The organism is Nitrospirillum amazonense, from assembly GCF_029594735.1.
GTDB classification, from domain to species: Bacteria; Pseudomonadota; Alphaproteobacteria; order Azospirillales; family Azospirillaceae; genus Nitrospirillum; species Nitrospirillum amazonense.
Map to the genome: position 1 here is coordinate 712,803 of NZ_JARPAF010000004.1, position 25,450 is coordinate 738,252.

General features: G+C 67.9%; 23 protein-coding genes. 9 read left to right on the forward strand and 14 right to left on the reverse strand.

Features of this window, described 5'->3' with window-relative positions:
* Positions 1-5: 5 nt before the first annotated feature.
* The 4 genes from P5F91_RS23970 to P5F91_RS23985 are packed head-to-tail and all read left to right on the forward strand — an operon-like array spanning position 6 to position 7,493.
* Positions 6-1,622 (forward strand): methyl-accepting chemotaxis protein, encoded by a 1,617-nt coding sequence (locus tag P5F91_RS23970; protein ID WP_186454492.1) that lies wholly within the window; start codon positions 6-8, stop codon positions 1,620-1,622.
* A gap of 10 nt (positions 1,623-1,632) precedes the next feature.
* Positions 1,633-3,876 carry a hybrid sensor histidine kinase/response regulator gene (locus P5F91_RS23975; protein ID WP_277908462.1) on the forward strand — a complete coding sequence of 748 codons (2,244 nt, stop codon included), beginning with the start codon at positions 1,633-1,635 and terminating at the stop codon, positions 3,874-3,876.
* A gap of 12 nt (positions 3,877-3,888) precedes the next feature.
* A complete protein-coding gene (cheB, locus tag P5F91_RS23980; RefSeq protein ID WP_277908463.1) occupies positions 3,889-4,947 on the forward strand; it encodes a chemotaxis-specific protein-glutamate methyltransferase CheB in 1,059 nt (352 codons plus the stop codon).
* Positions 4,948-4,949: 2 nt separating this feature from the next.
* Positions 4,950-7,493 (forward strand): EAL domain-containing response regulator, encoded by a 2,544-nt coding sequence (locus P5F91_RS23985; protein WP_277908464.1) that lies wholly within the window; start codon positions 4,950-4,952, stop codon positions 7,491-7,493.
* Here the strand turns inward: P5F91_RS23985 and P5F91_RS23990 are convergent.
* Positions 7,432-8,508, reverse strand: coding sequence for an AraC family transcriptional regulator (locus P5F91_RS23990; RefSeq protein ID WP_277908465.1), 1,077 nt, complete (start codon positions 8,506-8,508; stop codon positions 7,432-7,434). The genes P5F91_RS23985 and P5F91_RS23990 overlap by 62 nt on opposite strands.
* Before the next feature lie 133 nt (positions 8,509-8,641).
* Here P5F91_RS23990 and P5F91_RS23995 point away from each other — a divergent pair, with 133 nt between their 5' ends.
* The gene (locus P5F91_RS23995; protein ID WP_277908466.1) at positions 8,642-9,769 is read left to right on the forward strand and encodes an acyl-CoA dehydrogenase; all 1,128 of its coding nucleotides are present in this window, start codon (positions 8,642-8,644) and stop codon (positions 9,767-9,769) included.
* A gap of 119 nt (positions 9,770-9,888) precedes the next feature.
* Here P5F91_RS23995 and P5F91_RS24000 read toward each other — a convergent pair whose 3' ends face one another.
* The 8 genes from P5F91_RS24000 to P5F91_RS24035 all read right to left on the reverse strand — a co-directional run bounded on the left by P5F91_RS24000 (position 9,889) and on the right by P5F91_RS24035 (position 16,046).
* Positions 9,889-10,197, reverse strand: coding sequence for a HigA family addiction module antitoxin (locus P5F91_RS24000; protein ID WP_246134646.1), 309 nt, complete (start codon positions 10,195-10,197; stop codon positions 9,889-9,891).
* A 12-nt stretch (positions 10,198-10,209) separates the two neighbouring features.
* Positions 10,210-10,491 carry a type II toxin-antitoxin system RelE/ParE family toxin gene (locus P5F91_RS24005; RefSeq protein ID WP_277908467.1) on the reverse strand — a complete coding sequence of 94 codons (282 nt, stop codon included), beginning with the start codon at positions 10,489-10,491 and terminating at the stop codon, positions 10,210-10,212.
* Positions 10,492-10,563: 72 nt separating this feature from the next.
* A complete protein-coding gene (locus tag P5F91_RS24010) occupies positions 10,564-10,941 on the reverse strand; it encodes an ACT domain-containing protein (protein ID WP_277908468.1) in 378 nt (125 codons plus the stop codon).
* Between the two features lie 124 nt (positions 10,942-11,065).
* Positions 11,066-11,365 (reverse strand): putative quinol monooxygenase, encoded by a 300-nt coding sequence (locus P5F91_RS24015; RefSeq protein WP_277908469.1) that lies wholly within the window; start codon positions 11,363-11,365, stop codon positions 11,066-11,068.
* Positions 11,366-11,377: 12 nt separating this feature from the next.
* Positions 11,378-12,478 carry an NADH:flavin oxidoreductase/NADH oxidase gene (locus tag P5F91_RS24020; RefSeq protein ID WP_277908470.1) on the reverse strand — a complete coding sequence of 367 codons (1,101 nt, stop codon included), beginning with the start codon at positions 12,476-12,478 and terminating at the stop codon, positions 11,378-11,380.
* Between the two features lie 145 nt (positions 12,479-12,623).
* Complete coding sequence (locus tag P5F91_RS24025) at positions 12,624-13,241, reverse strand: TetR/AcrR family transcriptional regulator (RefSeq protein ID WP_277908471.1); 618 nt, start codon at positions 13,239-13,241, stop codon at positions 12,624-12,626.
* A gap of 32 nt (positions 13,242-13,273) precedes the next feature.
* A complete protein-coding gene (locus tag P5F91_RS24030) occupies positions 13,274-14,830 on the reverse strand; it encodes a DUF6438 domain-containing protein (protein ID WP_277908472.1) in 1,557 nt (518 codons plus the stop codon).
* Positions 14,831-15,032: 202 nt separating this feature from the next.
* Entirely contained in the window at positions 15,033-16,046 is a 1,014-nt protein-coding gene (locus P5F91_RS24035; RefSeq protein ID WP_277908473.1) for an NADPH:quinone oxidoreductase family protein, read from the reverse strand.
* Between the two features lie 170 nt (positions 16,047-16,216).
* On the opposite strand from P5F91_RS24035, the gene mce reads away from it, so the two are divergent.
* Complete coding sequence (mce, locus tag P5F91_RS24040; protein WP_145613873.1) at positions 16,217-16,636, forward strand: methylmalonyl-CoA epimerase; 420 nt, start codon at positions 16,217-16,219, stop codon at positions 16,634-16,636.
* 21 nt (positions 16,637-16,657) lie between these two features.
* Here the strand turns inward: mce and P5F91_RS24045 are convergent, their stop codons facing one another.
* From P5F91_RS24045 to cyoA, 5 genes are all read right to left on the reverse strand, one after another.
* Positions 16,658-18,730 (reverse strand): hybrid sensor histidine kinase/response regulator, encoded by a 2,073-nt coding sequence (locus P5F91_RS24045; protein ID WP_277908474.1) that lies wholly within the window; start codon positions 18,728-18,730, stop codon positions 16,658-16,660.
* A gap of 156 nt (positions 18,731-18,886) precedes the next feature.
* Positions 18,887-19,279: a cytochrome o ubiquinol oxidase subunit IV gene (gene cyoD / locus P5F91_RS24050; RefSeq protein WP_145613875.1), complete on the reverse strand. Its 393-nt coding sequence runs from the start codon at positions 19,277-19,279 to the stop codon at positions 18,887-18,889.
* Position 19,280: 1 nt separating this feature from the next.
* Positions 19,281-19,934 carry a cytochrome (ubi)quinol oxidase subunit III gene (locus P5F91_RS24055; protein ID WP_277908475.1) on the reverse strand — a complete coding sequence of 218 codons (654 nt, stop codon included), beginning with the start codon at positions 19,932-19,934 and terminating at the stop codon, positions 19,281-19,283.
* Positions 19,931-21,925 (reverse strand): cytochrome o ubiquinol oxidase subunit I, encoded by a 1,995-nt coding sequence (cyoB, locus tag P5F91_RS24060; protein ID WP_277908476.1) that lies wholly within the window; start codon positions 21,923-21,925, stop codon positions 19,931-19,933. Before cyoB ends, P5F91_RS24055 begins: the two co-directional genes overlap by 4 nt.
* 24 nt (positions 21,926-21,949) lie before the next feature.
* Positions 21,950-22,858, reverse strand: coding sequence for a ubiquinol oxidase subunit II (cyoA, locus tag P5F91_RS24065; protein WP_277908477.1), 909 nt, complete (start codon positions 22,856-22,858; stop codon positions 21,950-21,952).
* A 166-nt stretch (positions 22,859-23,024) separates the two neighbouring features.
* On the opposite strand from cyoA, the gene P5F91_RS24070 reads away from it, so the two are divergent.
* The 3 genes from P5F91_RS24070 to P5F91_RS24080 form a co-directional block, all read left to right on the forward strand.
* Positions 23,025-23,600, forward strand: coding sequence for an alpha-ketoglutarate-dependent dioxygenase AlkB (locus tag P5F91_RS24070; RefSeq protein WP_145613877.1), 576 nt, complete (start codon positions 23,025-23,027; stop codon positions 23,598-23,600).
* A 252-nt stretch (positions 23,601-23,852) separates the two neighbouring features.
* Positions 23,853-25,004, forward strand: a complete 1,152-nt coding sequence (locus tag P5F91_RS24075; RefSeq protein ID WP_246134648.1) for an efflux RND transporter periplasmic adaptor subunit — start codon at positions 23,853-23,855, stop codon at positions 25,002-25,004.
* 11 nt (positions 25,005-25,015) lie between these two features.
* On the forward strand, positions 25,016-25,450 hold a 435-nt coding region (locus tag P5F91_RS24080), incomplete at its 3' end, for an efflux RND transporter permease subunit (RefSeq protein ID WP_277908478.1).

Below are 25,450 nucleotides of genomic sequence, written 5' to 3' on the forward strand. Positions count from 1 at the left end.
CGGTCATGAAGTACTCTGTCGGAATGAAAATCTGGATCTGCTTGTGCAGCGTCCTGTTCATTCTTCTCGTGGTGGCTGCCACCTCGTACGGCAACATCCGCCAGCTGACGGAAACCACCACGCTGCGCTCCCATTCCTATGAGGTCCAGGCGCGGCTGCTGGGCCTGCTGACCGCGGTGCAGGATATGGAGACGGGCCAGCGCGGCTATCTCATCACGGGTGAGGATCGCTACCTGGAACCCTACCGGCAGGGCCTGAACGCCATGGAGCAGGCGCTGCAGACGGTGGCGACCCTGACCCTGGACAACCCTGTACAGCAACAGAACCTGGAACGCCTGCGTGTCCCCCTCAAGGACAAAGCAGCGGAACTGAAGGAAACCATCGACCTGCGCCGCCTGCAGGGATTTGAGCCGGCGAAGGCCGTGGTGCTGAGCGACCGGGGCAAGCAGTCGATGGACGACATCCGCCGTATCGTCGCCACCATGCAGGCGGGCGAGGGCGAGTTGCTGCGCGCGCGGGAGGCGGCGGCGGCGGCCAGCGCTGAAAGCACGGTGCTGGTCATCGGCGTCGGCACCCTGGTGGCGGCTGTCTTCGTCGTGGTGGCCGGCCTGTTCCTGGGCCGCAACATCGCGACCCCCCTGCGCACCATCACCACCACGGCTGAGCGCATCGGCGCCGGCGACCTGACGGTGGCGGGCGCGATCGAAGTCAGCGACCGGGCGGACGAGGTGGGCAGCCTGGGCCGGACCTTCCACGCGATGGCCGGCACCCTGCGCCAGCTGATGCGCGACCTGCGCGACGGCACCAACGTGCTGGGCACGGCGTCCAGCCAGATCGTCACCATCACCGCCCAGGTGGCGGCCAGCGCCGCCGAGACGGCGACAGCCCTGGCCCAGACCAGCGCCACCATGGAGGAGGTGAAGAAGACCTCCCAGGTGTCCAGCGAGAAGGCGCTGTATGTCTCGCAGACTGCGCAGAACACGGCCCAGATCTCCCAGAACGGCAAGCAGGCGGTGGAACAGTCCATCGAGGGCATCACCAGGGTGCGCGAGCAGATCATGGCCATCGCCGAGGCGGTCATGCAGCTGAGCGAGCAGAGCCAGGCCATCGGCGAAATCGTGGCCACGGTGAACGACTTGGCCGAGCAGTCCAACCTGCTGGCCGTCAACGCCGCCATCGAGGCGGCGCGGGCCGGCGAGCAGGGCAAGGGCTTCGTCGTGGTGGCGCAGGAGGTGCGCAGCCTGGCCGAACAGTCCAAGCAGGCCACCACCCAGGTGCGCTCCATCCTGGGTGACATCCAGAAGGCGACGGCCACGGCCGTGCTGGCCGCCGAACAGGGCAGCAAGGCGGTGGACGCCGGTGTGAAGCAGTCGGTGGCGGCGGGCGAGGCCATCGACCGCCTGGCCCAGAGCATCGCCGTGGCGACCCAGGCAGCCACCCAGATCGCCGCGTCCAACCAGCAGCAGCAGGTGGGCATCGACCAGGTGGCGCTGGCCATGGAGAACATCAAGCAGGCCAGCATGCAGAACATGAACGCCACCAAGCAGGCCGAGACCGCCGCCCAGAACCTGAACGAGCTGGGGCACAAGCTGAAGACCGTCACCGGCCAGTACCAGGCCTGAGGACCGGCCCATGAGCCAGTCGGACGATCAGCTCCTGAAAAGGCTGCTGGCCATGTTTGAGGTGGAGGCGGAGGAGCACCTCTCCGCCATCGCCGCCGGACTGTTGGCCCTGGAGCAGTCGCCCCCGCGTGAGCGCGCGCAGGAGCTGGTGGAGACCACCTTCCGCGAGGTGCACACCCTGAAGGGTGCCGCCCGTGCGGTGAACCTGGGCGCGGTGGTGGCCGTGTGCCATGCCATGGAAAGCGTCTTCGCCGCCCTGAAGGGGGGCAGGCTGGCGTTGACCCCCGGCGGCATGGATCTACTGCACCAGGGCTACGCCCGGGTGCGCGGCCTGCTGGATGGCAGCGTGGTGGCCGGGCCCGACCAGGACGCCCTGGTCTCGGCCCTGGAGGCCTATGCCGAGGGGCGGGGGCCGGTGGCCAAGGCCGCCGCGCCGGCCGAGCCCGCCGCCCGGACGGAGCCGCCGCCCCGGCCCCCGGCGGAAGAGGCGCCGCCGGCCGATACCCCCGCGCCGGACGCGCCGCGCGTCGGCAGCCGGCCTACCCTGCGTATCGCCACCTCCAAGGTCGACACGCTGCTGCGCCATGCCGAGGAGCTGGTGTCCGCCCGCCTGGCGGCCGGCCGCCAGGTGGCCGACCTGGGCGGGCTGGCGTCGGAGGTGGCTGAGCGCGTGCGCTCGCACGAGCGCGCCCGCCGCCGGCTGGAGGAGGCTGAGGACAGCCCCGCCGCCCGCCTGCTGAAGCAGCAGGGCGACACCCTGCGCTGGCTGTCCGGCCGCATCGCCCAGCTGGCCAATGCCGGCCGCCAGGATCTGCGCATCCTGGGCAAGATGCTGGACAGCCTGCTGGACGAGGCCAAGCAGGTGTTGATGGTGCCGGTGTCCGCCCTGCTGGACCCCATGGCCCCCCTGGTGCGCGACCTCGCCCGGGCCGAGGGGAAGGAGGTGGAGCTGATCATTCGGGGCGGGGACCTGGAGATCGACCGGCGCATCCAGGAAGAGATGAAGGACGCGCTGCTGCACCTGGTGCGCAACGCCATCGCCCACGGCATCGAACCGCCGGAGGCGCGCGAGGCCAAGGGCAAGGCCCCGCGCGGTACGCTGGCCATCACCGTCGCCCAGACCGAGGCGGGGCGGGCGGAAATCGCCATCGCCGACGATGGCGGCGGCTTCGACGTGACGCGCCTGCGCCACGCCGCCGCGGAACAGGGCCTGATGACGGCGGCGGCCGCGGCGGCCCTGGACGACGACGCGGCCCGCGCGCTGGCCTTCCGGTCCGGCCTGTCGACCAGCGGCCTGCTGACCGACGTGTCCGGCCGGGGCCTGGGCCTGCCCATCGTGCAGGAGAAGGTGGAAAGGCTCGGTGGCGGCCTGGCGGTGGAATCCACCGTGGGCCTGGGCACCGTCTTCCGCATCCGCCTGCCGGTGACGCTGGCCAGCTTCCGTGGGGTGCTGGTGGAGGTCGAGGGCGCCTGCTTCATCCTGCCCACCGGTGGGGTGGAACGGGTGGCACGCGTGGCCCTGGGCGCCATCGCCACGGTGGAGAACCGGGAGACCGTGGTGCTGGATGGCCGCACCCTGGGCCTGGTCCGGCTGGCCGACGTGCTGGGCCTGGCGCCATCCCGCGGCAACCAGGCGCCGCCCAGCCACTACACCGTGGCGGTGCTGAGCCGGGGCGGCCAAGCCACGGCCTTCATCGTCGACCGCGTGCGCGATGAACAGGAAGTGCTGATGAAAAGCCTGGGACCGCAGCTGGCCCGGGCGCCCTACGTCACCGGCGCCAGCGTGCTGGCCACGGGCGAGGTGGCGCTGATCCTGAACATCCCGGATCTGCTGGCCGGGGCGGCCCAGGCGCCCGCGACCCTGCGGCCGACGGTGGCCATCTCGCGAAAAAAGTCCATATTGATTGCAGAAGACAGCATCACTGCACGTACGCTGTTCAAGAACCTGCTGGAGGCGGCGGGCTATCAGGTGCGCACCGCGGTGGACGGGGTGGACGCCTGGGCCGTCCTGACCGGCGGGGAAGAGTTCGATCTGCTGGTGTCGGATGTGGAGATGCCGCGCATGGGCGGCTTCGAGCTGACTACCAAGGTGCGCGGCACCCCCAAGTTGGCCGAGCTGCCCGTGGTGCTGATCACCTCGCTGGGCTCACGCGAGGACAAGGAACGGGGAATTGATGCCGGTGCCAACGCCTACCTGGTCAAGGACAGTTTCGACCAGGGCAACCTGCTGCAAATCGTCAGTCATTTGGTCTAAGGAAAGCCTCTAATGATTCGGGTCGTTGTCGCCGAAGACTCACCCACGCTGCGTGAATATCTGGTCTCCATCCTGTCGGGGGAACCCGACATCGAGGTGGTGGCCATCGCTGTCGACGGCCTGCAGGCGGTGGAGGCGGTGGCCCGCCATCGCCCCGACGTGGTGACGATGGACATCCACATGCCGCGCCTGGGCGGCCTGGCCGCCACCCGCCGCATCATGGAAGAAACGCCCTGCCCCATCGTGGTGGTCAGCAGCACCATGAGCGACCATGTGGCGGCGACCTTCCGCGCCCTGGACGCCGGCGCCGTGGCCTTCGTCCACCGCCCGGTGGGCGTGGGCCACCCCCGCCAGGCCATCGAGGCGGCGGAACTGGCGCAGACGGTGCGCCTGATGGCCGAGGTCAAGGTGGTGCGACGCTGGGCCAACCCGTCCAAGCTGCCGCGCGAACCCGTGGCCCGCCCCATGCCGGAGGCCACCCTGCCAAGCGGCACGCGGCCGGCCGTCGTCGCCATCGGCGCATCCACCGGCGGCCCCGTGGCCCTGCAGGCCATCCTGGCCGGCCTGCCGGCGGATTTTCCCATCCCGCTGCTCGCGGTGCAGCACATCTCCCCCGGTTTCGTGGGCGGTTTCGCCGACTGGCTGGCCAGCGGGTCCGCCCTGCCGGTCCAGGTGGCCAAGGCGGGCGACGTGCCGCGCCCTGGGCATTTCTACCTGGCGCCCGACAACGCCCATATGGGGCTGAGCATGGACGGGACCATCAAGCTGGATCACAGCGCGCCGGAGAACAGCGCCCGGCCGGCGGTGTCGCACTTTTTCCGCTCCGTCACGCGGGTGCACGGGGCCCGCGCCGTGGGCGTGCTGCTGTCCGGCATGGGCGTGGACGGCGCCATGGAACTGCGCGAGATGCGCGACGCGGGCGCGGTCACCTTCGCGCAGGACAAGGAAAGCAGCATCGTCCATGGCATGCCCGGGGCGGCCATAGCCCTGGGCGGTGCCACCGCCGTGCTGAAGCCGGACGATATCGCCGCCAGGCTGCTCACGCTGGCGCGCAAGGCGGAGGGACATTAGCCATGCCCCAGGGCAAGGACGCCAAAACCATCCTAGTGGTCGATGATGAGCCCCAGGTGCTGGCGGCCATGGAAGACCTGCTTGAGGATGACTTTCGCGTCCTGCTGCAGACCTCGCCCAAGGCGGCGCTGAAGCTGCTGGAACATGAGTCCGACCTGTCGGCCATCATTTCCGATCAGCGTATGCCGGGCCTGAGCGGCCATGAATTCCTGGGCATCGCCAGCCGCCTGTCGGATGCGCCGCGCATCCTGTTCACCGGATATTCCGACCTGGATGCCGTGGTGGCGGCGGTGAACAAGGGCCAGATCTTCGGCTACATCACCAAGCCCTGGGATCCGAAAGAACTGCGCCGGGTGGTGAACAAGGCCGTTGCGTATTGCCAGCTGCATCGCGCCCTGTTGGAGGAGCAGCGGCTGCTGCACCACCTGATGGACAGCGTGCCGGACTCCATCTTTTTTAAGGATCGATCCCATCGCTTCCAGCGCGTCAACCGCGCCGCCGCCCGCGACCTGGGCCTGGAAAGCCCGGTGGCCTGCCTGGGCAAGCGGGTGGGTGATTTCCTGGATCCGGCCCTGGCGGAGACTATCGAGGCGCAGGAGCGCATGGTGCTGCAGACCGGCAGGCCGGTGGTGGATCTGGTGGGGCGGCTGGGCGACCGCTGGGTGTCGGCCACCGTGGCGCCGGTGGTGGATGAAAAGGGCCAGGGTACCGGCCTGGTGGGCATCGCCCGCGACGTGACCGACCGCCTGCGGCTGGAGGAGCGTATCGCCCGCCTGACCCGCGCCCAGGCGGTGCTCAGCGGTATCAACGGCCTGATCGTGCGCGTGCACGATCAGCACCAGCTGTTCGCCGACGCCTGCCGCATCGCCACCGGACAGGGCCAGTTCCACCAGGCGTGGATCGGCCTGGTGGAGGAGGGACGGGTGGTTCCCGTGGCGGCCGACGGCGTGAGCCTGGCGGCGCTGTCGCCGATGCCGGTGGATTCGGCGCCGGGAAGGGCGGAGCACCCGCTGGACACCATCGTTGCCTCCGCCCTGAGGGACCAAGTGCCGGTGGCGGCGGTGGAGTGTGTCGAGGGGATGACCACCCTGGTGCTGCCCTTGGTGATGGACCGGACCGCCGTGGGCATCATGGCCCTGTCGGCCATGGAGACCGATCGCTTCGACGCGCAGGAGGTGGCCCTGTTGCGCGAGATGGCGGGCAATATCTCCTTCGCGCTGGACCATTTGCACAAGGCCCTGCGCCTGGATTACCTGGCGCTGTACGACGGGCTGACCGGCCTGGCGAACCGCAGCCTGTTCGCCGACCGCCTGGCCCAGCATGTGGCGCGGGCACAGGCCAAGCGGCGGCTGATGGCTTTGATCCTGGTCGATGTCGAGCGATTCCGCAGCATCAACGACAGCCTGGGCCTGGACATCGGGGATGAGGTGCTGCGCGAGGTGGCCCGCCGCCTGTCCGCCGCGGCCCCCCTCACCGATACGCTGGGGCGCGTCGGCGCCGACTGCTTCGGCATGCTGGTGCCGGAGGTGAAGGGCGCGGGCGACGTGGCACACCTGGTGCGGGAAAGGATCCTTCCCTGCTTCGACACCCTGATCCAGGCGGGCGGCGAGCAGCTGCGCCTGTCCGCCCGGGTGGGCGCGGCGCTGTTCCCGGACGATGCCGAGGATGGGGAATCGCTGTTCGCCCATGCGGAGATCGCGCTCAAGAAGGCCAAGGACACGCGCGAGCGCCTGCTGTTCTACGCCACGGGCATGAACAAGCGCCTGGCCCAGGCTTTGCGTCGCGAAACCCAGCTGCGCACCGCGCTGGAGAACGGGCAATATGTGCTGCATTACCAACCCAAGATCGACCTGCGCGACGGCCGCGTCACCGGCCTCGAGGCGCTGATCCGCTGGAATGAGCCCGGCTGCGGCATCGTGGGCCCGGCGGAGTTCATCCCCCTGGTGGAGGAACTGGGCCTGATCCACGACATGGGCGACTGGGTCATGAACCAAGCGGTGACGGACTTCCAATGCTGGCGGGCCCAGGGGCTGAAGCCGCCGCGCATCGCCGTCAACGTTTCCGCCCTGCAATTGGCGCGCGATGATTTCGTGGACGGGATGAGGGTCCGCCTGGACCGGGACGAGGCGGCGCGCGCCTGCCTGGATCTGGAGATCACGGAAAGCGTGCTGATGCGGGACATCCAGGCCTGCATTCCCAAGATCGCGGCCCTGCGCGAGATGGGCGTGCAGGTCTATATCGACGATTTCGGCACGGGCTATTCCTCGCTGGCCTATATCGCCCGCCTGCCGCTGACGGCGCTTAAGATCGACCGGGCCTTCGTTTCCAGCATCGACGCCAGCTCGGAAGACACCACCATCGTCTCCACCATCATCCAGCTGGCCCACAGCCTGGGCCTGAAGGTGGTGGCGGAGGGCGTGGAGACGGCGGACCAGGCCAAGCTGCTGCGCCTGCTGCGCTGCGACGAGATGCAGGGCTATCTCATCAGCCGCCCGGTTCCGGCCGTGGAGATCGAGGCGATGCTGGCGGCCCCGAAGCTGATTTGAGGTGTTTGCCGCTCGCCGTGCGGAAGGTACCGGGCGCCATGCCCGTCCATTTGCGGAAGGCACGGTGGAAGGCGCTGGGTTCGGCGAAGCCCAGCCGGGCGGCCAACTCGGGGATGGGTTCCGTCCCCGCCGCCAGCGACGCCTCGGCCGCGCGGCGGCGCAGTTCGTCCTTGATGCTTTGGAAGGGCCGCCCCTCCTGCCGCAGGCTGCGGCGCAGGGTGGCAGGGGAACAGCGCAGGCTGCGGGCCACGGCGTCGAAGTCGGGCCACGCGGCGGGCGGCTGGTGGTTCAGCATCTGGGCCACGCGCCGGGCGTAGCTGTCCGGGTTGCGGTAGCGGACCAGGAAATTCTCTGGCGCGCGGTTCAGGAAGGTGACGGCCGTGCGCGCGTCCTGCGCCACCGGCAGGGCCAGCAGGGCGGCGTCGAACCATAGGCGGGCGGCGTCCTGGCCGAAGCGCAGGGTGGAGCTGTAGAGCACCCTGTACTCCTCCGCATGCGGCGGGGCGGGGTGGGCGAAGTCGGCGGCGGCTATGGGGATGCGCCGCCGCACCAGCCAGCAGGCTAGGCCGTGCAGGTAGGTCATCAACGTCTCTTGCGCGAACAGCGCCGGTGGTTGCCCTGGCGGCGTTGCGCGGATTTCCAGGCAGGCCAGGCGGCCCTGGCGGCGGATGCCCACCCGCATACCGTCGAACACGCTGTTATAGCCACGGCAAGCCAGGTCGAGGGCCCGCCCCAGGTCGCGGCCGCCCAGGGCCAGCAGGCAGATGACGGAAAAGGTGCCGATCTTCATGCGCCGCGCGTCCAGGCCGAAGAATTCGTCATCCATCACCTGGGCCAGCAGGCGCAGCAGCGTGCCGTAGGTGGTCACCGGCACGCGCGTGCCGGTGGGCGTGCTGTCCAGCCCGGCCTTGCGCCGCAGGGGGGCGGCGTCCAGGCCCCGCGCGGTGGCGCAGGCCAGCGCCGCCTCGACGAAATAGGGGGCGACGCTGTTCTTGTCCTGGAGGATCCTGTCCACGCGACGACATCCTAACGGATTGACAAAAACGATCACCGGATTTGATCCGGTTGGTCATTTCGGATTGGATCGATCATGTCTAGTGTGGCCGCAGCTGGCAAGCCGGCCCATAAGTTAGGAGGAAACGCACCCCATGCTGATCACCGAGGAACAGGCCATGGTGCGCGACATGGCGCGCGCCTTCGCCCGTGAACGGCTGGCGCCCGGGGCGGCGGAGCGCGACCGCACCAGTGCCTTCCCGGCCGAGGAGCTGAAGGCCATGGGCGAGCTGGGCCTGATGGGTATGCTGGTGCCCGAGGAATGGGGCGGGGCCGGCACCGACATCCTGTCCTACGTTCTGGCGATCGAGGAGATCGCGGCCGGCGACGGCGCCATCTCCACCATCATGAGTGTGCATAACTCCGTCGGCTGCGCGCCCATCCTGAAGTTCGGCACCCCGGCGCAGAAGGAACGCTATCTGCGTGCCAGGGCGTCGGGCCAAATGCTGGGCGCCTTCTGCCTGACGGAGCCGCAGGCGGGCTCCGACGCGTCCGCGCTCAAGACCCGCGCCGTGCGGGACGGCGACCATTGGATCATCAACGGCGCCAAGCAGTTCATCACCAACGGCCAAAACGCCGGCGTGGCCCTGGTCTTCGCCGTCACCGATCCGGCGGCCGGCAAGAAGGGCATCTCCGCCTTCCTGGTGCCGACCGACACCCCCGGCTATACCGTGGCCCGGCTGGAGCACAAGCTGGGCCAGCGCTGCAGCGATACCGCGCAGATCGTGTTCGACAATGTTCGGGTGCCGCATGAGGCCATGCTGGGTGAGCCCGGCCAGGGCTATCGCATCGCGCTCGCCAATCTGGAGGGCGGGCGCATCGGCATCGCCGCCCAGTCCGTGGGCATGGCCCAGGCGGCGTTCAATGCTGCCCGTGACTATGCGCGCGAGCGCACCAGCATGGGTGTGGCCATCATCGAGCACCAGGCCGTGGCCTTTCGCCTGGCGGACATGGCCACCCGCATCGAGGCGGCGCGCCAGCTGGTGCTGCATGCCGCCAGCCTGCGCCAGGTGGGCCAGCCCTGCCTGAAGGAGGCCTCCATGGCCAAGCTGTTCGCGTCCGAGATGGCGGAGCGTGTCTGCTCCGACGCCATCCAGACCTTCGGCGGCTATGGCTATGTCGAGGATTTCCCGGTGGAGCGCATCTATCGCGATGTGCGCGTCTGCCAGATTTACGAGGGCACCAGCGACATCCAGAAGCTGGTGATTTCCCGCAACCTCTGAGGGACTTGAGCGATGAAAGTGTCGTGCCGGAACTGACGGCCGAAATCTGAGCCCTTTCAGGGTTCAAGGAATAACACCGTGAACTGGCCGGGCGCTCGCAAGGGCGTCCGGCCAAATTTTTATTCCGCAGCGTGGTGCAACACCTGCACGGCCGACAGGTCTACGCTCTGATGGGCGCGGGCCAGGTTGTGGGTGGTCTGCAGGTTCAGCCAGAACTGCGCCGTGGTGCCCAGCGCCTTGGCCAGACGCAGGGCGGTATCGGCCGTCATTTCCGTCTGTTCGCTCGCCACCCGTTCGATCCGTGTGCGGGGCACGCCGCAGGCCTTGGCGATCTTGCCCGCTGTCAGGCCCAGGGGCTCCATGAACTCCTCCCGTAGGACTTCGCCGGGATGGACGGGGCGCATGGCGATCAGGGGATCGATGGTCACAGGTGCCTCCGTTCAATGATAATCGACGATTTCAACATCATGGGCATCTTGGCCGTCCCAGCGGAAACACACGCGCCATTGATCGTTGATGCGGACGGAATGCTGGCCTTCACGGTCTCCCGACAGCTTTTCCAAGCGATTGCCGGGCGGAACGCGCAGATCGTCCACGGTGGTCGCCGCGTGAAGGATCGCCAATTTCCGCTGCGCCGCGCGCACCAAGTCCGCAGGAAAACCTTTCGCCAACGTGCCCGTGAGCACTGCCTCACTGATCTTGCCCTTGGTGCTTTTAATCATCGCAACCAGTCATTCATTGAGATTATTCACGTATCATGAAACGATACACATAACAAGTGGAACTGTGTCATGTTATGATACGCTATGCCCCGCCGCCCTCAGCAGGGACAGGGTGCGGTCCCGGTTCTCCGCCTGGATCATGAGATGGTCGGTGTTGAAGGTGGAGGTGACGAAGACGCCGATGCAATCCTCCGACAACGGGCGGATGACGGACAGCAGGATGCCCGCCTGGTCGAAGGCGAAGGGGCCGATGAACTTCAGGCACACCCAGTCGCGGTCGGCCTTCACGTCCTGCGGCACCCGCTCTTCCCGGCAGATCAGCGTCAGTTCCTCGTCGTCCCGGGCCAGGGCGGTGAAGCCGTCGCCCTCCCACCAGCTGGGGACAGGGGTGTCGGGCGGGAATTGGACGATGGCATAGCGGCCGTCCAGGTGCCGCAGGGTGATGCCCATGGGGTGCTTTCCATAGAATGACGCCGTGGCGCCGATGACGGCGCCATCTTACCGGAAAGTTCCCCTATTGGCGCATGGTGGGGATCGCTACGGCCAAGATCCGGCCGCCGCGATCCCCTGGTGCTTATTCCGCCGTGTCCACCGGGGTGGCGGAGACCACCACCGGCGCCTCGGCCAGCAGGTCGCCCACGGCCGCGCGGAAGGCCGTGTAGTGCGGGCTGGTGCGGTGGGCCTCGACGGCCGCCTCGTCGGTGTAGATCTCGAACACGTGGAAGCGGACCGTGGCGTCGGTGCCGCGGAACAGGTCGTAGCGGCGGGCGCCCGGCTCGGCCCGCGAGTGGCCGGTCAGTTCGCGCATCAGCGCTTCGACCTTGTCCACGGCCTCGGGCTTAGGCGTGACGGTGGCGATCAATGCAATAGTCATTAAGAATTCTCCTTAAGCTTCGACGGCGTAGCGTTGCAGCCAATGGGCGTAGGGGGCGGGCAGCACCCAGGCGGGGCGCTCCACGCCCAGCTTCAGGGCGGCGGCGTAGGGCCAATGCGGGTTGGCCAGGTGATTGCGGCCGACCAGCACCTGGTCCAACTGCCCCTCCCGCACCACGCGGTCGGCGACCTCGGGATTGGCGAAGCCCCAGGCGGAGGAGACGGGGATGCCGGCCTCCTTGCGCACGCGGGCGGCGACCGGCGCCAGGAAGGCGGGGCCCCAGGGCACGTTGCCCTTGGGCGTGGAGAAGCCGACGCTGACGCTCAGCAGATCCAGCCCTTCCTGGCGGAAGCGGCGGGTCAGGGCGATGGATTCGGCCAGCGTCTCCTCATCCCGTCCGTCATACTCGATGACGCCGAAGCGGGCGGTCAGGGGCAGGTGCTCCGGCCACACCTGGCGCACGGCGGCCAGTGTTTCCACCAGGAAGCGGCCCCGGTTCTCCGCACTGCCGCCGTACTGGTCGGTGCGCTGGTTGGCGTCGCGGCTGAAGAAGCTTTGGCCCAGATAGCCGTGGGCGAAGTGCAGTTCCAGCCATTCGAAGCCCGCGTCGCGGGCGCGCTTGGCGGCGGCCACGAAGTCCTCGCGCACCCGGGCGATGTCGTCCAGGGTCATGGCCTTCGGTACCTTGGGCAGGGTGCCGCCGAAGGCGATGGCCGAGGGGGCGATGGTGTCCCAGCCGCGCGGATCGCCCTCGGCGATGTGATCGTCCCCTTCCCAGGGACGGTTGGCGCTGGCCTTGCGGCCGGCATGGCCGATCTGGATACCGGGCACGGCCCCGGCCGCCTTGATGGCGCGGACGATGGGCACGAAGGCCTGGGCCTGCGCGTCGTTCCACAGGCCGGTGCAGGCCGGGGTGATGCGGCCCTCCGGCGCGACGCCGGTGGCCTCCACCACCACCAAGCCGGCGCCGCCCCGGGCCAGGCCGGCATAATGGCTGAGGTGCCAGTCGTTGGGCAGGCCGTCGGTGGCGCTGTACTGGCACATCGGCGGCACGGCGATGCGGTTGCGCAACACGACGTCTTTGATCTTCAGCGGATCGAACAAGGTGGGCATGCGAAACTCCGAATGAACGGGAAGGGTATAGGACTGGTTGGGAAGGATCAGGGCGGGGTGGAATAGACCAGTCGTCTAGATGTTCGGTCACGGGAATGCCGGCCTGGCCAGGCGCACCGTCAGGCCGGCGGGTTGCGGTTGGGCCTTAAGAAGGGGTGCTATAGGGCGTGTCGAGGTGCAGCATGATGCGGGTGGCGCGCATGGCGGCCTCCAGCGGGGCGGGGCTGCGGGAAATCTTGGCCATCAGGCTGGCGCCCAGCCAAGTCTGGTACAAAGTTTCCGCCGTAGGGCAGGCAGGGCCGGATACCTTCAGGGAACCGTCGGCCATGCCGTCCTCCAGCGCCTGGCCCAGGCGCCTGATGATGGCCTTGGTGCCGCGGTCCAGCACGGCGCGCATCGCCTCCGACAGATCGGCGACCTCGGCCCCCAGCTTTACCGCCAGGCACTTGCCCTCTGGATCGCAGCCACCCTGGGTATCGATCCAGTTCTGCCAGTAGGCCAGCATGCGGTCGACCACCGGCTTACCCGGCACCGACAACTGCCGGTCCAGGTCCGCCAGGTACACCTCGAAATAGCTCTCCAGCAGGGCCGTGCCGAAGGCGTCCTTGGACTCGAAGTAGTGGTAGAACGACCCCTTGGGCACATTGGCCGCGCCCAGGATCTCATTCAGCCCAACCGCGGCGAACCCCTTGCCGCCGATAATGCGCTGGGCGGTGTCGAGGATGTGCTGGCGCACGTCGATGCTGTGGGGCTTGGCAATCATGGGCGCGATATAGGCACAATTAGACCAGTCGTCTAGTGACGGTCGTCACCCGGTGCGGACTTTTGTTTGCGGGCGATCAGGTCCAAGACGTGGGGCCAAGGATAGGCCGCTGCCCGGTCCACGGGGCGGATACCCTCGGGATCCGGCCGGTTGAAATCGGCGCCGCGCTCAATCAGCAGCAGGGCGCTGTCCTCATCGCGCACGGTGTCCAGGGGCGCATAGCCTTGCTGGTTGGGCCGGTTGGGATCAGCGCCCCCATCCAACAAGGCGCGCTCCACCATCAGGTCGTCCGTCAATTGCAGCGGGTCCTCGTAACCGACGGCATTCATGCTGACATGGGCCGCGCTCAGGGCGTGGAGGATGTGAACGACATTGTCCGATGAAGCTGGATTCAAGGCTGGCGCTAATACCGCCGCCACTACGGGCGACCGCGTGCGTAACGTTTCCATTTCCGGAAGCGCTTGTGACAGCGATGACAGATCCGGGTGGTGGCGCAAAATCAGCTCGACCAGCTGGGGCTTGCCCGACCAGGCCGCCGCCGTGATTACAGGCCGGCCAGACCATTTCTGCACGCCCCCCGGGTCGGCGCCCGCATCAATAAGCCTGGCGGCGATGGTCACCCATCCATGCTCCGCCGCGGCATATAAGGCGTCCGTCCTGGCTTGGGCGTTGCCAGCCCCGACGCCGTGTGCCAGCAGATGTTCCACCACCTCAATTTGACCCTTGCCGGCGGCCCATCCCAGGGCCCATTGGCTGACCTTGTCATCACGCAGGGTCGCGCCGGCGGCCTCAAAAGCCAGGATGGTTTCGAGATTGGTGCTGCCAGCCAGCCGGGCGAGGAGTTGTGAGGCTTGGGGTGTCCTGAAGTCATAGCCTTGCTGTTGCAGGGCCCCGACATCCTCGGATGTGCCATTGAGCCACTTACTGGTATCGGCGACATGATCGATCATTTCTTCCAGCGCCGTCATGGACGGTGGCATGCCAACTTCCCTGCCGACATAGTCCACGACCGTCTTGCTTTGGCCGTTGATGGAGACGGTGACGGAATAACTGGGCATGTCCGTGACCGATCGCGCGTAGCGGTCGGCCAGATTGTAAAAGTCCATGGCTCGCAGCATGGACAGCAGTGTGTCGATGCCAGCCTGCGATGCCATGCCAGTTTGCAGTCCGAGTACTTTGGCGTAGACCTCTCCTTGGTAGCTCACCGTGCCGTCGCCCCGAATTTCGACCGTGTAGCTGGGGCAGTGGCCATAGCAGGCACCCCGCTTCAGGGTAATGGACAGGCCGGATCGGTCCTTTACCGTTGGGAAGGGACGTGCTTTGGCCGGCAGCGCTGGGGTGATGACGTAGTCCTCCAGGCGGGCCAGCGCCCATACCGGGGCACCGTCCTTGATGAAGGGTTTGAAGCGCAACTCGTCCAGGTTCTTCCGCGCCCTGTCGACGTATGCCGGCTCGCCGTCGATCGGTGTGACTGAGATCGCTTCGCCCCTAGGGTCGACAAGGACATCGAAGGAAACGGTGTGGATTTGGTCGCGGCTGAGGCCAACATCCGTCAACGGCTGTTTGGGCAGGGTCAACAGATGACGCATGGCCTGCCATCGCTCCACCTGAAGGGGCGGGCCATCAGGCTTTGAGACGCAGCCTGATAATAGGGCGCCAAACGATACACAAACGACGAGTCCGCCTTGCCATACCCGAATCCCCATCCGCTTCCCCAACACTATTACAAGCGTTCAGCGGACGGTGGCGCCGGATTGTGGCGGCGGTGTGATAGCGCGCGCCGGTGAGGCCTCACCCCACCTCCACCACGATCTTGCCCACGGCCTGACGGGCGCCCAGTGCCACCAGACCTTCGGGGGCGCGGTCGAAGGGCAAGCGCAGGCCGATGTGGGGGCGGATGGTGCCGTCGGCGAGCCAGCCCATGATCTCCCGCAGGTAGGTCTGGTTCAGGGCCGGGTCGCGGCGGGTGAACTCGCCGTAGAACACGCCCAGCACGGCGGCGTCCTTCAGCAGGGTCAGGTTCAGGGGCAGCTTGGGGATGCCGGCGGTGAAACCCACCACCAGATAGCGGCCGCGCCAGCCCAGGGCGCGGAAGGCGGGCTCGGCATAGGCGCCGCCCATGGGATCGTAGATCACGTCGGCCTCGCCCTTGGAGGACACGGCCTGGCAGGCGGCGCGGATGTCGGCGGTCAGGGCCTTGGCGGCGGCGGGGTCGTCCAGGCGGGCGGGATAGACCACCACAGCGTCGGCGCCGTTGTTCTGGGCGATGGCGGCTTTCTCCGGCGAGGACGCGGCCGCGATGACGGTGGCGCCCATGGCCTTGCCCAATTGCACCGCCGCCAGGCCCACACCGCCGGCCGCCCCCAGCACCACCAGCATCTCCCCCGCCGCCAGCTTGGCGCGGTCGCGCAGGGCGTAGTGGCTGGTGCCATAGGTCAGGCGCAGGGCGGCGCCGGCGGCGTCATCCACGCCCTCCGGCAGGGGCAGGCAGTCCGATGCCGGTATGGCCAGTTGTTCCGACAGGCCACCATGCGGCACCACACCGATGACGCGGTCGCCGACCGCCAGGCCCTGGACGCCGTCGCCCACGGCCGTCACCCGGCCGGCCACCTCCAGCCCGGGGGCGAAAGGCCGGGGCGGGCGGGCCTGGTACAGGTCTTGAATGACCAGCAGGTCCGGATAGTTCAGCGCCGTGGCGCTGACGGCGACCACCACCTGGCCGGGGTCCGCCACCGGTGGGGCCAGGTCCGTATCCAGAACCAGGGTGTCCGGTCCACCCGCCTGATGGCTGCGCCAAGCCCGCATCGCTGTCCTCCCATGATCCTGTCGTTCATTGGGCACCAGAGTGGGGGAGGCGGCGGGGCCGGTCCATCATTCATATTGACCGGTCCCCGGACCCTTCCCAGGATCGCGGCCGTGCCGGGCGGCGCGCAGTGCGCTGGCGGGCCGGGTTTTCGAAAAGGGAGTGTCCACGCATGATCGGCCGTCTGAACCATGTCGGCATCGCCACACCGTCGATCGAGGACGCCATCGCCGTCTATCGCGACCTTTTGGGCGCCACGGTGATTCGCGAGCCCTTCGACCTGCCGGCCCAGGGTGTGCGCGTCTGCTTCATCGACACGCCCAACAGCCAGATCGAACTGATCGAGCCCCTGGGCGAGGCCTCACCCGTCCACGCCTTCCTGAAGAAGTTCCCCCAGGGCGGCCAGCACCATGTCTGCTTCGAGGTGCCGGACATCCACGCCGCCGCCGCCGACATGGCGGCCAAGGGCGCCACGGTGTTGGGCCAGCCCCGCATCGGCGCCCACGGCACGCCCGTCATCTTCGTGCACCCCAAGAGCATGGGTGGCGTGCTGGTGGAGTTGATGGAAACGCCGAAGGGCGACCACGCCTGAAGGACCGGCGGGGCCGGTTCATTATCCCCCGCTCAGGATGGTCTTGATGCGGTTGGCCAGGGCCTCCATGGCAAACGGCTTGGTCTGCACATGCATGCCCGGCGGCAGGCGTTCATTGCCGATGACGGCGTTCTCGGCATAGCCGGTGATGAACAGCACCTTCAGGCCCGGGCGCAGGGCCCGGGCGGCGTCGGCCAGCTCGCGCCCATTCATGCCCTGGGGCAGGCCGATGTCGGTCACCAGCAGGTCGATGGCCGCGTCCGATTCCAGGATGCGCACGGCCTCGGGACCGTCCATCGCCTCCAGCGTGGTGTAGCCCAGCTCATCCAGCACCTCCGTCACCAGCAGGCGCACGGTGGGCTCGTCATCCACCACCAGCACGGTCTCGCCCCGCTTCGCGCGGGGTGCTGCCGGGGCGATGGCCAGCATTTCGGCCGCCCGTTCCTCGCCATCGTGGCGGGGCAGGTAGAGCGACACCGTGGTGCCGTGCCCGACCTCGGACCGGATGCGCACCTGCCCGCCCGACTGGCGCACGAAGCCATAGATCATGGACAGGCCCAGGCCCGTGCCCTGGCCGATGGGCTTGGTGGTGAAGAAGGGGTCGAAGGCGCGGGCGATGACGTCAGGCGGCATGCCGATGCCGGTGTCGCTGACGCTCAGCAGCACAAACTGGCCCGCCGGTATGTCCTGCATGTCGACCAGCTCGTCATCGATCACCCGGTTGCTGGCCTCGATGGTGATGTGGCCGCCCTGGGGCATGGCGTCGCGCGCGTTGATGCACAGGTTCAGCAGGGCGCTTTCCAGCTGGTTGGGGTCGATCAGCGTGGTCCACAGGTCGGGTGGCGTGTCCACCACCAGGGCGACGGCCGGCCCCGCCGTGCGCCGCACCAGGTCCTCCATGTCGCGCACCAGGCGGCCGACGTCGGTGGGCCGGGGGTCCAGGGTCTGCTGGCGGGAGAAGGCCAGCAGCCGGTGGGTGAGGGAGGCCGCCCGGTCCACGGCACCGCGCGCCGCGCCCATGTAGCGATCCAGGGCGCCCAGCCGGCCCTGGCGGACGCGCTGGTCCAGCAATTCCAGGCTGCCGCTGATGGCGGTCAGCAGGTTGTTGAAGTCATGGGCCAGGCCGCCGGTCAGCTGGCCGACGGCCTCCATCTTCTGCGCCTGGCGCAGCTGCGCCTCCGCCAGGCGCAGGGCGTCGGCCTGCCGCTTCTCCGCCGTGATGTCGCGGCCGTAGCCGTAGACCACGTCCCCCTCGGCGAAGGAGTTCCACGAGATCCAGCGGAAGCCGCCGTCCTTGTGGCGCAGGCGGTTCTCGAAGCCCAGCAGCTGGCCTTCGAGCAATAGGCTTTCATGGGCGGCAGCCGTGGCTCGGGCGTCGTCCGGCCAGATGACCTCCAGGAAGCCGCGGCCGATGATCTCGTCGGGGTCGTGGCCCAGGATGGGCTTCCAGGCGGGGTTGGCGTCTCGGAACACGCCGTCCCGCCCCACCACCAGCAGCAGGTCGCGGGAAAAGCGCCAGACGCGGTCGCGCTCCGCCGTGCGTTCCGCCACCCGCTCCTCCAGCTCGGCGTTCAGGCGGGCCAGCTTCTCGGCGGTGACGCGTAAGGTCCGTTCCGCCCGCACCTTGGCCGTCGTCTCCACCACGATGGCGATGACCCCGGCGGGCTTGCCCGCCTCATCCAGGATGGGGGAGTAGTCCAGGTTCATCCACACCTGTTCCGGCCGGCCGGACCGGTGCAGGGTCAGTTCCTGGTCCTGATAAGCCAGCGTGCCGCCGGCCAAGCCAACCTTCATGACATGGTCGTTGAAGTCGGCGACCTCGTGCCAGCCTTCACGGACCTTGGAGCCCAACAGCATCGGGTGGCGCCCGCCGGCGAAGACGGAATAGGCATCGTTGTAGATCATGATGCCGTCCGGCCCCCACAGCGTGACGATGGGGACAGGGGAGCGCAGGATGAGCGCCACGGTGGTCCGCAGGCTTTGCGGCCACCCGTCCAGCGGGCCCAGGGGCGTGGCGGCCCAGTCATAGGCGGCGATTAGGTCCGCCAGCTCGCCGCCGCCGTTCAGGAACACCGGTACCGCTTCCTGCGTCATTTGCCGCCGCGTCCCGTTCACCCGCATTCCCCGCCATCATGCCAATTTCCTAAGACTGTTGTTATGTCACGGCAGCGTTGAGGCCACATCGCCAACCAAAGCCCATGTCGCAGCGCGATATACCCCCCCAAAAGACAGAGGCCCGGGACGGACGGGTCAACGCTGGTGGTGCAGGTCCATCATCTCCAGCGGCATCATGTTGGCGCTGAGGTTGGCCATGATCCACAGCGAGCCCGCCACCACCAGGAAGACGATCAGCACGCCGAAGGCCAGGGCCAGCACGTTGTTGGTGTTGTCGGGGCCGGTGGTGATGTGCAGGAAGAACACCAGGTGCACGCCCATCTGCGCCACCGCCAGCACGGCCAGGCCGATGGGCACGCCCGGCTGCCACAGCACGTGCGTGCCGGCCGCCCAGAAGGAGGTGGCGGTCAGGATGATGGCCAGGGCCAGGCCGATGACATAGGCCTTGAGGCTGGACAGCAGCTCTTCCCGGCTATCGCCTGGGGCCGTATCGCCGCCATGGGTGTGTTCTTGCGTGGTGTCCGCCATGTCAGCGCGCTCCCATCAGGTAGACGATCGTGAACAGGGCCACCCAGATGATGTCCAGGGCGTGCCAGAACAGGCTGAAACACATCAGCCGGTGCAGGACGGTGGCGCGCCAGCCCTTGTCCGCCACCTGGGCCACCATGACCGCCAGCCACAGCAGCCCCACCGCCACGTGGGTGCCGTGGCAGCCCACCAGGGTGAAAAAGCCGGAGAGGAAGGCGCTGCGGTCGGCGGTGGCGCCCCGGGCGACCATGTCGGCGAACTCGCGCATCTCCAGGACCAGGAAGCCCAGCCCCAGGATGAAGGTGATGGCGGCGCCCAGATAGAAGGTGCCGCGATGCCGGGCGTCCATGGCCAGCGACATCATCCCGCAGCTGAAGCTGGAGAACAGCAGCAGCGCCGTCTCCACCGCCACGTTCCGGGCGTCGAACAGCTCCGCCCCCGTCGGGCCGCCCGCCGTCGCCTTCCCCAGCACCGCGAAGGTCGCGAAGAAGGCGGAGAACATGACGATGTCGCTCAGCAGGAACAGCCAGAAACCGTAGGCGATGATGATGCGCTTGGGCGCCGGGCCGGCGGCGCTGGCGCTGGCGGGCATGCCGTGGTGGGTGTGCGGGGGCTCATGGCCGCCGAGGGTGGTGGCGGTGGTGGTGGCGGTCATGGCGTGCCCCCCGCCCAATAGGCCTGGTGGTGGGCGCGGTCGACCCGCGCCAGTTCATCCGCCGCGATCTCGAACTCGCTCTCATCCCGCCAGGCGAAGACCAGGGTGGTGATCAGCGCGCCCACCAGGCCCAGGATCACCAGCCACCAGATGTGCCAGATAAGGGCGAAGCCGGTGACGACGGCGAAGAAGGCGGTGACGAAGCCGGTGGGGCTGTTGAGCGGCATGTGGATGGGGGCGTAGGCCAGGGCCTCGGCGGCGGCGATCCGTTCCTCGCGCGCCCGGCGTTTCATGTGCCAATAGGCGTCCTCCCGCTCCACCTGGGGCAGGACGGCGAAGTTCCAGGCGGGCGGGGGTGAGGGCGTCGACCACTCCAGGGTGCGCCCCTGCCAAGGGTCGCCCGTGCGGTCGCGCCGCCGTTCCCGCGTGCGGATGGACACCACCAGCTGGATGATCAGGGCCAGGATGCCGGCCAGGATGAAGGCGACGCCCACGGCGGCCACGATCAGCCAGGGCTGCCAGCCCGGATTGTCGTAATGCTGCAGCCGGCGCGTCATGCCCAGCATGCCCAGGTAATAGAGGGGCATGAAGGCCAGGTAGAATCCGACGAACCAGCACCAGAACGAGACCTTGCCCCAGCCCTCATCCAGGGTGAAGCCGAAGGCCTTGGGGAACCAGTACATGTAGCCGGCCAGCACCCCGAACACGACGCCGCCGATGATGACGTTGTGGAAATGGGCGATCAGGAACAGACTGTTGTGCAGGATGAAATCGGCCGGCGGCACGGCCAGCAGCACCCCCGTCATGCCGCCGATGACGAAGGTCACCATGAAGCCGACGGACCACAGGATGGGGGCGTGGAAGCGCACCCGGCCGCCATACATGGTGAACAGCCAGTTGTAGACCTTCACGCCCGTGGGCACGGCGATGATCATGGTCATGACGCCGAAGAAGCCGTTGACGTTGGCCCCGGCGCCCATGGTGAAGAAGTGGTGCAGCCAGACGATGAAGGACAGGATGCAGATGGCCATGGTGGCCGCCACCATGGAGCGGTAGCCGAACAGCGGCTTGCCCGAGAAGGTGGACACCACCTCGGAAAACACACCGAAGCACGGCAGGATCAGGATGTAGACCTCCGGATGGCCCCAGACCCAGATGAGGTTCACGTACATCATCGGGTTGCCGTCGCCGTCGGCGGTGAAGAAATGCATGCCGAGGTAACGGTCCAGCAGCAGCATGGCGAAGGTGGCGGTCAGGACGGGAAAGGCCGCGATGATCAGCAGGTTGGACGCCAGCGAGGTCCAGCAGAACACCGGCATGCGCATGTAGCTCATTCCCGGCGCCCGCATCTTCAGGATGGTGGTCGCCAGGTTGATGCCCGACAGCAGCGTGCCGACGCCGGAGATCTGCAGCGCCCATAGGTAATAATCGACGCCCACGCCGGGGGAGTATTTCAGCTCGCTCAAGGGCGGGTAGGCCAGCCAGCCGGTGCGCGCGAATTCCCCCACCACCAGCGACATGTTGGTCAGCAGGATGCCCGAGGCGGTCAGCCACAGGCTGACGGAATTCAGCGTGGGGAAGGCGACGTCGCGGATGCCCAGCTGCAGGGGCACGGCGAAGTTCATCAGGCCGATGACGAAGGGCATGGCCATGAAGAAGATCATGATGGTGCCGTGGGCGGAGAAGATCTGGTTGTAATGCTCCGGCGGCAGATAGCCGGCGTCCGGACCCACCGAAACGGCCTGCTGCAGGCGCATCATCACCGCGTCGGTGAAGCCGCGCAGCAGCATGACCAGGGCCAGGGCCACATACATGACGCCGATGCGCTTGTGGTCCACGGAGGTCAGCCATTCCCGCCACAGGTAGGGCCAATAACCCTTCACCGTCACCCAGGCCAGCACGCCCAGCACCGCCAGGATCATGAGGCCCGAGGCGATCATGTCGATCGGCTCATTGATGGGGATGGCGCTCCAGCTCAGCTTGCCGAACATGCTCGATCCTTCTCGGGTCTTTGTTCAGGGGTGGCCGTCAAGGGGCGGATAATCGTGTCCGGGCCAGTGCGGGTTGGTTTGGGGCAGGGCGGGATTGTGGCCGGGGTTGGCGACGGCATCGAACAGGCCCGGCATCACGCTGCGGAAGGTGCGGGGGCGGTCCGCGCGGCTGGACTGGGTCAGCCGGGCCCAGGCCGGGGCGTCCAGTGCCTCGCCCTGGGCGCGGGCGGTGGCGACCCAGCTGTCGAAGGCGTCGCGGGGCAGGGCCTCCAGCGTGAACAGCATGTCGGGGAAGCCGGCGCCGCTGAACTGGGCGGAGATGCCGGAATAGCGGCCGGGCCTGTCGGCCTGCAGGTTCAGCCGGGTGATCATGCCGGGCATAGTGTAGATCTGGCTGCCCAGCTGGGGCACGAAGAAGCTGTTCATGACCCCGTCGGATGTCAGCTGGAAGCTGACCGGCGTGCCGGCGGGCACCACCAGGTGGTTGATGCTGGCGATGTTCTGGTCGGGGTAGATGAACAGCCATTTCCAGTCCAGCGACACCACCTGCACCGTCACGGGCGGCGTGTCGGCGGGCAGGGGCTTGGGCGGATCCAGATCGCGTGAGCTGACCCAGCCGATGCCGCCCAGCAGCAGCACGGTCATGGCGGGAATGGCCCACACCACCATCTCGATGCGGCCGGAATATTCCCAGTCGGGACGGTAGCGGGCGCGGGTGTTGCCGGCACGGAACCACCAGGCCACGCCCAGGGTTGCCAGGATGGTGGGGATGACGATGGCCAGCATGATGCCCATCGAGTCCCACAGGATGGTCAGTTCCTGCGCGGCCACCGGCCCTTGCGGATCGAGGATGCCGCCGGAACAGCCGGCGAGGCCGAGCAGCATCAGGCCCAGGGCGGCGGCCAAGGCGATGGCTGTGGCGGGGCGGGCCATGGCTTTCCTTGGTTTGGCAGGGGTTGCTTTGACAGCGGGGTGCTTTGAGGCGGGGTGCGCGGTGGGTCAATGCCCCCCCGCCGCATCAGTTCCCGGGCCATGCGGGGAAAAAATGCCGCACCCTTCCCATATCGTATGAATGACCCTTTTCCCGGACCGTCGTTCCATGTCCATCCAGGCCAGCCTTTTCCCCGACGTCCCGCCGCCCGCCGCCCATCCGCCAGGCTTCCGCTACACCCCGGATCTGATCGATAGGGAGGATGAGCGCCGGCTGGCGGCCGGCATCGCCGCGCTGCCGCTGAAGCCATTCGAATTCCACGGCTACCTGGCCAACCGGCGGGTGGTGTCCTTCGGCTACCGCTATGACTACGCCCGGCGGGCGGTCGCGGCGGCGCCGGAGGTGCCGTCCTTCCTTTTGGATTTGCGTGCCCGGGTGGCTGCTTGGGCCGGCGTGGCACCCGATGATTTCCGCCAGCTGCTGATCAATGAATACGCGCCCGGCGCCGGCATAGGCTGGCACCGGGACAAGCCGCAGTTCGGCCTGGTGGCGGGCGTGTCGCTGCTGTCCCCGGCCACCCTGCGCTTCCGCCGGCGCGAGGCGGGTGATTGGCGCCGCGCCGCGGCCCCCGTGGCACCCCGCTCGGTCTACCTGCTGGCGGGGGAAGCGCGCTCGGAATGGGAACACAGCATCATCGAGGGCGACGCCCTGCGCTATTCCGTGACCTTCCGCACGCTTGCGTAAGCGTGGGGGGCGTGGATGTGGGCTGGCATCAATGGAACGGCGTTTGTACTGACATGAACCTTTAACCCCCATTTCGGCAAAGGCGGCGGAAAAAGACAAAACGCGACGTAGCCAGCCAAGCCAGGGGTCCGGCGTCCCCATAGTGTGGTGGGAAAACTGCGCCCAGGCGCGGCTTGTCTACCTTGGCCCGGATGCCGCGCCCGCGCGGACACCCGAGCCTGAGCCTGTGTTGGGGGGAGGATGCTGTCCACCATGCCGTCGCCGGTCCGCCGGTTGTATCCCTTGGTCTTTGCCCTGGCGCTGGCCGCCTGCGGCGACAAGCATCCGCCGGCCGCCAACGCCGGTCCGCCGCCGGTGACGGTGGCCCAGCCGCTGCCCCACAAGATCGTGGATTGGGACGAATTCACCGGCCGGTTCGAGGCGGTGCAGACGGTGGAGCTGCGCGCCCGCGTCTCCGGCTACCTGGACCAGATCAAGTTCCGCGACGGCCAGCTGGTGCAGAAGGGCGACCTGCTGTTCGTCATCGACCCGCGCCCCTTCCAGGCCACGCTCGACAAGGCCAACGCCGACCTGCAGCGGGAAAAGACCCGCCAGGCCCTAGCCGTTTCGGAACTGAAACGAGCGGCCCAGCTGCTGGCCGCCCGCGCCATCAGCCAGGAAGAGTACGACACCCGCGCCCAGGCGGAGCAGGAAAGCCAGGCGGCGGTGGCCTCGGCCACGGCCGCCGCGCGTTCGGCGGCGCTGGACCTGGAATTCACCCAGATCCGCTCCCCCATCTCCGGCCGCATCGGCGACCGCAAGATCGACATCGGCAACCTGGTCAGCGGCGGGTCGGCGCAATCCACCCTGCTGGCCACCGTGGTGACCCAGGACCCCATCTATTTCGTCTTCGACGGCAGCGAGGCGGACTACCTGCGCTACAACCGGCTGGCGCTGGAAGGCAAGCGCGCCTCGTCGCGCGACAAGGCCAATCCCGTCTTCGTCCGCCTTATGGATGAGACCGCCTGGACCCACAAGGGCGAGATGGATTTCGTCGACAACCGGCTGGACCCCAACTCCGGCACCATCCGGGGCCGCGCCGTCATTCCCAACACCGACAACTTCCTTCAGCCCGGCACCTTCGGCCGCATGCGGCTGCTGGGCTCCGGCGAGTACGACGCCCTGCTGGTCCCGGACGAGGCCATCGCCTCCGACCAGTCGCACAAGATCGTCCTGACCGTGGCCGAGGACGGCACGGTGACGCCCAAGCCGGTCGTGCTGGGCAACCTCGCCTACGGCCTGCGCGTCATCAAGTCCGGCCTGGCGCCCACCGACCGCGTCATCATCAGCGGCCTCATGCGGGCGCGGCCCGGCACCAAGGTCACGCCCCAGCCTGGGACCGTCACGCCCGCGGCCGAGCAGTAAGGGGCCGCGCCATGAAGTTCTCCCACTTCTTTATCGACCGGCCCATCTTCGCCTGCGTGATCTCCATCCTGATCACGCTGGTCGGCGGCCTGGCCTATTTCGCCCTGCCGGTGGCCCAGTATCCCGAGGTGGCGCCGCCCACGGTGGTGGTGACGGCCACATACCCCGGCGCCTCGGCCGAGACGGTGGCCAACACCGTGGCCGCACCGCTGGAGCAGGAGATCAACGGCGTCGATGACATGCTGTACATGGTCTCCCAGAACACGGGCGACGGCGGCCTGTCGCTGACCATTACCTTCAAGCTGGGCACCGACATCGACAAGGCCCAGGTGCTGGTGCAGAACCGCGTGTCGGTGGCGCAGCCGCACCTGCCGGACGAGGTGAACCGCCTGGGTGTCACCACGCGCAAGAATTCCCCCAACCTGATGATGGTCATCCACCTCTAT